Here is a 4,015-nt window from a genome sequence, read left to right as displayed (position 1 = left end):
AGGTTCCAGAAGGCCGTCCAGCGGGGAAACACCTCGCGGGTCGTCTCCTCGCTCGTCAAGCCGTCGTGCCTCATCATTGACGAGGTGGGGAGATGCGTCTACGACAGGCCGTGCACCGACCTGTTCTTCGATGTCGTCGACAGGCGCTACGAGAAGGAGGGGCCGAACGCGATGGTCCTCACGAGCAACATCGCCCCGAGCGGGTGGGATGAGTTCTTCACGGGCGACGACACGCTCCTCTGCGCCCTCGACAGGCTGTTCGACAAGGCGTCGGTGTTCGTGATGCGGGGCCCGAGCTACCGCGGCAGGGAGCTTGACACCTACTCGGTGGAGGCCGTCCCCCAGGCGGTGAAGGTGAGGGGGATCCAGCCCGAGGGGATGTAGGAATGCGATAGGAAAGTCATAGATGCGGGCGTGTTGGCTAAAATGGGTCGGCCGGGATTGGTCAATCTCGGCCGACTATATTTGGCTAAATTATTCCGGCGCTAACATTATGGATAACATCGGCTACATCAGGACGACATCACTGGCCTGGTGGCTGAACTACTACCACACTACCGCTACGCCTCAGTGGGGCTGGGTTTTAAATACGCCTTTGGAATAAGATACTCTCTGACTGTCGAGTGAAGGACAACTTATCACAATAGGGGAATCGAGGGTTAATCCTCGATTCCCCTATCTAGCCTAGACACATGCTAATTTGCCTAGATTGAATATGAAAAGAAATGCAAACTTCTTATAAATGATAATAACGATTCGCGGGTTCCCCGACGGTGAAGTTTGGATTCATATAAGGATCGCCTTCGACGTAATACTTAGCCCATCGATAATTCATGTACGCGACCTCTTTGTGGAAGCGTATCTGCTTCTCCGTATTGTTTTCAACGCCTCTAGAAATCGACTCGTAGTGATAGAGCTCGACTTCAGGTGTGTATACGATCAGGTCGTTGATCTCGCGTAGCTTTAAGCAAAAGTCAACATCATTAAATGCAACTTGAAGCTCTTCACTGAAACCTCCGACTTTCTCATATTCGCTACGCTTGGTCATTATGCAAGCTGCGGTGACGGCGCTGAAGTTTTGTTGTGCATCGTTGAGCGCAAAGTAACCCCAGTTATCCTTTGGCATGCTTTGACAAAGATGTCCTGCCACGCCACCAGTGACGCATAAGCCCGCGTGCTGAATGGTGTTGTCGGGATAGTAGAGTTTTGCACCAACTGCGCCAACATCCTCTCGTGCGCAGATGCCAAGCATGGTCTCAATCCAATTGGGGGTAATTACCTCAGTATCATTATTCAACAGTAAGAGATAGTTTCCTTTGGCGTGAGCCACGCCAAAGTTCATGAGCTTGGAGAAATTGAATTCGTGTTCCCAAGTTACAAGACGAACGATATCAGGATATTTTGCTTGCAACTTATCGTAATAATCGAACGTCGCCTTTTCTGTGCTGTTGTTTTCGATTATGACAAGCTCGTAATTGTCGTACGTTGATTTTTCAGCAATTGACTTAATGCAGTTGTCCAGAATGTCGGCGTGGTCTTTAGTCGGGATGATAACTGACACTAGTGGATGGGAATCTGGCACAGCGTAGGTTACTTTATATGTAAAGGGACGACGCGCTTGTTCGACTTTCGCATTGAGCCCAAGCCTATCCAAATGACTCTGGACCGCTTTGATACCTGCGATGGTGGCATACGGCTTGCTATCGGCATTTGCTGCGGTGGAGGTTTCGCTTAGGCGCCAGTGATATAGAACCTTTGCAACATGATGAACTTTCCGTGCCTTTTCCACGGCGCGGAGTGTCAGATTGTGATCCTGCGCCCCGTCGAACTCTTTCGTATTCGGTTCCAGAGTCTCAAGCAGGGACTTACGGATGGTAAGCATGTGGCAGATATAGTTGTTATTTCTGAGCAGATCGATATTGAAATCAGGTTTAAAGAACGGCTGCGCTAGTTTCCCATCGGGCATGAGTTTATCTTCGTCGCAATAAAGAAGATCGACGTCATCATCGTTTTCAATTGCCTCGGCATATGAGAACAACAAGTCCGGTTCAAGAATATCGTCATGGTCAAAGAAGCTAACGAAATCACCGGAAGCGATGGCAACGCCGGCGTTTGTATTTTCGGAAATGCCCTTATTCTCGGTAAGGTTAATTGATTTAATTCTGTTGTCGTGGGCCGTCTCCTGCTCAACGCGAGCCTTTAGTTCCTGATTGTCAGGACTTGCATTAACTAGGATGAGCTCCCAGTTTGCATAAGACTGGGTTTTTACGGATTCGGCCATATCGTTAAAGAACGAAATGGGCGTGTTGTAAAGAGGGACAATGATGCTGAACTTCGGAGCGCTGTTGAAGACGATTTTTCTCTGTTTCTCCAGAGCGCCGATGGTTGCCTTATGTTCCGTGAACCATTCGGGGTATTCAGGGTCAAACTGCGCATGGGTAAAGAGAAAGTTGGTCTCCTCAAGAAGCATGCCTAATTTATCGGGCGTTAAGCAGTCGAATGCACTGAATGATGGGTGATTTTGATCGTCAATAACAAAATAATAACGATCGAACGCCTTTGGCATACGAACCGAGAGCTGCGTTTCAAGTTGCTTTTTCTCAGACGTAAATCCAACGCTTGTTACATTCGAACCGAAATTGACGATGCTCAAATCAACTTCATTGAGGGTTCGATCGAGGCAGCGAAGTTTGATTTGGGAGTCGCTACGATACGGCGTTCTCACCGTGCACCTAAGGATGTAGTCGCTTGAATCTTCGATGCACTGCCAGAAATCAATCGTTGCCATGTCAAACTCTGAAACGTCATCATAGTTTCGGAGTTTACTGCACATGTCAGGTTTAATTTTGTAGTTAAGGCGAGACTCCCATTTGATGTTCTTGCAATTGAGTGAAAGGGAGTCGCTGCTCAGGGTACGACCGTCTTGGCCGATTTCGCAAAACTCAATTTTGATGGTGCGGGCATCGGGATCGGGGAGTACAAGGACGTATGAGTTCGAGTCACAACCATTGTCCCGGAATTTTAGGAGGGATAAAGGTAAGCAGCGGTTGTCGTTTGTAGCCGCTTGGGCTGTTACGCTGGAGCCTTTATGGATGCCTTCAATCTTAAGCTGCTGGTAGATTTTCCAGTTTCCTCTGCATACTCCGGTTGTTTCGACTCGCATTGTCTGCCTTTCGTTTGTTGGACACTGCCCATTGTACTTTTTCATTTGTTGCCTCGCTAGAAATGCAGAAAGAGTTGCGTGTTTCTGCTGTCCGATTTAAATAAGAAGACGGGGAGGTTGCCGCCGGTGCGTATAATTTTATTAGCTATGCTTCTGTAAACAGCGGCTTTTGCTCAACGATTGTCAATCGAGAGGATTTTTATGAAAGGCATCATCCTCGCCGGCGGGTCCGGCACGCGCCTGTACCCGCTCACGCTCGTGACCTCCAAGCAGCTGCTGCCGGTCTACGACAAGCCCATGATCTACTACCCGCTGTCCACCCTCATGCTGGCGGGCATCCGGGACATCCTGGTCATCTCCACGCCGACCGACCTGCCCAACTTCGAGCGCCTGCTCGGGGACGGCTCGCGCTACGGCGTGAACCTCTCCTACGCCGAGCAGCCGAGCCCGGACGGCCTGGCGCAGGCCTTCACCATCGGCGAGGAGTTCATCGCCGGCGAGCCGTGCGCCCTGGTGCTCGGCGACAACATCTTCTACGGCAACGGCCTGTCGCGCCACCTGACGCGCGCCGCCCGGAACGCCGAGTCGGGCCGAGCCACGGTCTTCGGCTACCACGTGGACGACCCCGAGCGCTTCGGCGTCGTGGAGTTCGACCGCGGGGGGAGGGCCGTGTCCATCGAGGAGAAGCCCGCCCGCCCCAAGAGCTCCTACGCCGTCACCGGCCTGTACTTCTACCCGGGCGACGTCGCCGTCAAGGCCCACAAGGTTCAGCCTTCCGCCCGCGGGGAGCTGGAGATCACCACGCTCAACCAGATGTACCTGGAGGAGGGGACGCTGTCCGTGGTCACCCTC

At 51.6% G+C, this 4,015-nt stretch carries 3 protein-coding genes; 2 read left to right on the top strand and 1 reads right to left on the bottom strand.

The window, feature by feature from the left end; genetic code table 11:
- Positions 1 to 384, top strand: a 384-nt coding sequence (locus HMPREF9463_RS08815; RefSeq protein WP_035138617.1) for an ATP-binding protein, incomplete at its 5' end; no start/stop codon positions are given.
- A 352-nt stretch (positions 385 to 736) separates the two neighbouring features.
- Here HMPREF9463_RS08815 and HMPREF9463_RS08810 read toward each other — a convergent pair.
- Positions 737 to 3,208: a glycosyltransferase family 2 protein gene (locus HMPREF9463_RS08810; protein WP_084591855.1), complete on the bottom strand. Its 2,472-nt coding sequence runs from the start codon at positions 3,206 to 3,208 to the stop codon at positions 737 to 739.
- A gap of 156 nt (positions 3,209 to 3,364) precedes the next feature.
- Between HMPREF9463_RS08810 and HMPREF9463_RS08805 the strand changes: the two genes are divergently transcribed.
- Positions 3,365 to 4,015: sugar nucleotidyltransferase (locus HMPREF9463_RS08805; RefSeq protein WP_035138616.1), on the top strand; the 651-nt coding region annotated here is incomplete at its 3' end.

The sequence above is a fragment of the Collinsella sp. 4_8_47FAA genome (genome assembly GCF_000763055.1).
Classification (GTDB): domain Bacteria; phylum Actinomycetota; class Coriobacteriia; order Coriobacteriales; family Coriobacteriaceae; genus Collinsella.
Note: the sequence above shows the minus strand (reverse complement) of the source record. Positions and strands in the feature narration are given on the sequence as shown.

Coding starts and splice junctions, on each gene's coding strand:
- HMPREF9463_RS08810 (WP_084591855.1), bottom strand. CDS start 3,208: ATGAAAAAGTACAATGGGCAGTGTCCAACAAACGAAAGGCAGACAATG.